We start from the raw sequence: 3,753 nt of genomic DNA on the forward strand, positions 1-3,753 counted from the left end.
TGCATCAATTAAATATTCACGCAATCTGTGCTTCTCTGCGGGATTTAGTTTTTGAATGGCTTTAAGGATTTCAGTCGCTCTCACAATCATCACCAGCCCTAATGTAGTTAGTTCAATTACAGAACATTCGTTCTTTAAAATCAATTATCAACAACTAACTTTAACAGAGCCTTTTTTAAAAAGAAAGGACTTCTTTTACCAAGATTAATGGAAAAGAAATCCAATAGAGTTATTTCTCAAAATATAACTATGAAGTTTTCATTCTAACAACGGGAAGCATTCCTTTTAAAGTATATTCTAATTCCCGCCGCAGCAACTGTAGTGTGTCCTTTGACACAGTTAATTAGTGTTTTATCACAACAAGGATCATTATTACCAAAGTTAGCATAGCATCTATCATGCCCTACACAACATCTATCAGTAGCATTAATAGGTGTTCCCCCTCCATGCTTTCTTGGGGGATAGCCACAATTACCTCCACAATGCTGATAACCTCCAGGCAAACAACCATCCCCATTCCACCAACTTGATAGTCCTAAACCATTCTTAGAGATAAATTTTCCTTTAATATAATCCGGGTTATTAGGCAACTCTTCCTCATAATCATTAAATAATTCAGCTACATTCTCTACATTATTTTCTATGACATTAATAGTGTCTTTCTCTTTAAAATCATAGGTGGTTAATGCATTCTTAACTTTATCAAAAGTACGACCTATTATATGATCATCCATAGGTAATTCATTATATAAGATCCCAATGGATTCATCAGTATTTACTAAATATATAATACTTGAACTAAAATTTATAACCATATCATTAGAACCAATTCCTGCGTCAAATGCATATGCCTTTTTAACTTTTAATTCATCTGGGTTAAATTGAACATTTAATTTCATATTTTCTATCATTTTTTTAAATTTATCTCGCGATTTAATCTTATTCAATTGACTTATCAGCTCATCACCTACTAATATTTTTCCATCATAAATTTTCCCTTTCATAAATTTCACCCTTTTTATTTTTTAGGCCAGCCTTATTTAATAAAGTATAATAAGACTATAAAAGTAAACCTTTATTTTTTATTATCGCCATTAGATAAACTAGCAATGCTGTTATTTGGACCGTATATGACAAAAGATAATAATATTGTTACGAATTTTTTTCTTTAGTTTGTATATGTTTTGGGTTAGCCTCGTAACAAATGTTAATTTTTATTATCAAGAAAATTATGTAATCGTAGATAATTCATCTTACAAAAGATATCGCCAAACAGCTATGAAGTAAGTAAACATATGATATGTTTTTTAAAAAACATCCCAATACTAGGAAACAACTCCAAGTGCACACTAAAATTTAATTAAAAGTATCCCCCATATAATGATTTTCAGAAACAATCATTATATAGAGGGACAGAAAGATGGCAATGTAATTTTGTAAATTTTTTACTTATTTTAAATTTGATTCATTTTTTATTTTATGATATTATTTAGTAAATAATCATAAAGGAGGTTTTTAAGTGGATTTTTTAATACCGGTTTTTTTAGGTATTACAATTAACTTAATTATTTTCACAATTGCGATTTTTACAGTAAAAGACAGAAAAGCTTGCAATATTACTCTCTTTTTAACAACAGCATCTACATTATTCATTTCATTATTAATTGGTGGTTTTACAGGAATTGGAATCTTAGTCATTGCTTTAGGTATGCTTATCGTTGCTATAACTTTCTCTTTAATCAATCTAATATTAAAGAAAAAAACTCTTAACCAAAAAATCTCATAATTTAAGTTACGTCTCTTCTAAAATATAATTAACTCCTGTAATTCTAGATATATACTACTTCTATGAACCTACAGATAATTTATTTTCCCATAAAGACTATACTGAATACACTCCTAGTTTATTTTATACCTAGGAGTGCCATTTTTATATAGAAAACAACACAAGTACTCGTATAATTATTATAAAATTTTCAAGTCATGTTTTAATACTTGATTTAAAATCTACAGCCACAAGTATAGAATGTTCTTCTTCCATTAGGTAGTTCTAAATACGTAGCTTCACAATGATCACACTTATAACAAAGAGATCTATTTTTAACACAGAAAGGTATTGCTTGTGGCGTAATTCCATTACTCATATCTATTGATTTTTTATCTTGCATCAACTTGAGCCCCCCTTTCTCTATTGATTTTAGTAGGAAAATAAATTACCTATATATAAATAAGAGTTATTTAAACAAAAAAACAAACTGCTTTTATATTTATAACTTTGGATTCCCTTCTTTCTTAGCTTATTTATTATATGCATATTTCTCCTTTATACACTATAATAAACGTTCAAGTAATTATCACTACTAGCATTGCTATAACTGATAAACTAAAGTGGACAGTTTCCGACAAATAAAAGTGAACATTTGCAGGAATTTTTTATCAAAATATTCTCTATCACTGTTATGATATTAATAGTTTTATGTAATTGCAGTGATGGGGGTAAAAAGGTGGACAAGTGGGAAATGTACATGGAAATTCATCAGTTATTAAAGCAAGGATTTAGTAAAGTAAAGGTTGCTGAGAAACTTGGTTTTTCAAGGACTACGGTTTATCGCTATATCAATCGAAATCCAGAGACAATGTCCATATGGATAAAAGCAACAAAAACAAGAAAAAAGAAATTAGATGAGTATAAAAAGCTTATTCTATCTTGGTTACGTGAATATCCTGATATGTCTGCTGCTCAAGTTCTTGATTGGCTTCAAGAAAAATATGAAAACCTTGAAGTAGCTGAAAGTACCGTTAGATTATATGTTAGAGAACTACGAAAGGAATATGATATTCCAAAGGAAACAACGTTAAGAGATTATGAGGCCGTTCCAGAAACGCCTTTAGGAGCACAAATGCAAATTGATTTTGGACAAACAGAACAGCTTACTCCAGATGGTAAGAGAACAAAAATACGTTGTATAGCGCTTGTATTAGCGAATTCACGTTATAAATATATGGAGTGGCTAGATAGGCCTTTTACAACAAGAGATGTTATACGAGCACACAAAAATGCATTTCGTTATTACGGAGGTATCGCAGATGAACTTGTATATGACCAGGATGTGTTAATCCTTATTAGTAAAACGGTGGAGACCTTATATTGACAAGAGAGTTCCAGTCTTATAAAGAAGATAGAAAGTTAGTCATTAGAATGTGTAGGAAGGCAGATCCAGAGAGTAAAGGGAAAATTGAAAATGTCGTTAAATATATTAAACATAACTTCGCGAAACATCGAGTGTATCATGGATTAGATAGTTGGAATGAAGAAGGGTGGAAATGGCTTGAACGCACAGGAAATTATAAACACACATTTGAAAAGCTAAAGAATAATACTAAATTGTTATAACACAAATTGTAAGACGTTGAAGATGGATTTGAAAATTCTAGCATAAGGAAAGCCATATATAAAATCATATATGGCATAAAATAATTTGTTTATTTACCTGACTAAATAACATAGCAAATTTAAAATTAAAGTGTATCTTTTGTAAAAATCATTTTTAAAAGAACACCATGCCAAAGCGATAAGTTGATTCCTATATTGAATAGGCATTTATTATATTCCATGGTACTGTTCCAAATAAGTGACAAAATTTAATATGAGTTACATATGTAACCGTCAAGTAAAATTGAACACTTTTTGCTCATTAATTTTGAACATTTTCCGATTAAAATATAGACTTCCTATATTTAATTCGGTGGCTT

5 protein-coding genes are annotated in these 3,753 nt (G+C 29.7%); 3 read left to right on the plus strand and 2 right to left on the minus strand.

Features of this window, described 5'->3' with window-relative positions; all coding sequences use genetic code 11:
* Positions 1 to 263: 263 nt before the first annotated feature.
* The gene (locus HNQ35_RS13830; RefSeq protein ID WP_146938858.1) at positions 264 to 1,004 is read right to left on the minus strand and encodes a phospholipase A2 family protein; all 741 of its coding nucleotides are present in this window, start codon (positions 1,002 to 1,004) and stop codon (positions 264 to 266) included.
* A 515-nt stretch (positions 1,005 to 1,519) separates the two neighbouring features.
* Between HNQ35_RS13830 and HNQ35_RS13835 the strand changes: the two genes are divergently transcribed.
* Entirely contained in the window at positions 1,520 to 1,786 is a 267-nt protein-coding gene (locus HNQ35_RS13835) for a hypothetical protein (protein ID WP_146938859.1), read from the plus strand.
* A 214-nt stretch (positions 1,787 to 2,000) separates the two neighbouring features.
* Here the strand turns inward: HNQ35_RS13835 and HNQ35_RS13840 are convergent, their stop codons facing one another.
* On the minus strand, positions 2,001 to 2,171 hold the full coding sequence (locus tag HNQ35_RS13840; protein ID WP_170226743.1) for a hypothetical protein: 171 nt from the start codon (positions 2,169 to 2,171) through the stop codon (positions 2,001 to 2,003).
* 333 nt (positions 2,172 to 2,504) lie between these two features.
* Between HNQ35_RS13840 and HNQ35_RS13845 the strand changes: the two genes are divergently transcribed.
* Together HNQ35_RS13845 and HNQ35_RS13850 are read left to right on the plus strand one after the other, a co-directional pair.
* Positions 2,505 to 3,152, plus strand: coding sequence for a helix-turn-helix domain-containing protein (locus HNQ35_RS13845; RefSeq protein ID WP_170226744.1), 648 nt, complete (start codon positions 2,505 to 2,507; stop codon positions 3,150 to 3,152).
* The gene (locus tag HNQ35_RS13850) at positions 3,149 to 3,394 is read left to right on the plus strand and encodes a hypothetical protein (protein ID WP_146938861.1); all 246 of its coding nucleotides are present in this window, start codon (positions 3,149 to 3,151) and stop codon (positions 3,392 to 3,394) included. Before HNQ35_RS13845 ends, HNQ35_RS13850 begins: the two co-directional genes overlap by 4 nt.
* Positions 3,395 to 3,753 lie beyond the last annotated feature (359 nt).

Origin of the sequence: Cerasibacillus quisquiliarum, assembly GCF_014202495.1 — a bacterium.
Taxonomy (GTDB): Bacteria; Bacillota; Bacilli; order Bacillales; family Amphibacillaceae; genus Cerasibacillus; species Cerasibacillus quisquiliarum.

What these genes read in the sequence shown, in the direction of transcription:
- HNQ35_RS13830 (WP_146938858.1), bottom strand. Translation starts at nt 1,004, where the DNA reads ATGAAAGGGAAAATTTATGATGGAAAAATATTAGTAGGTGATGAGCTG.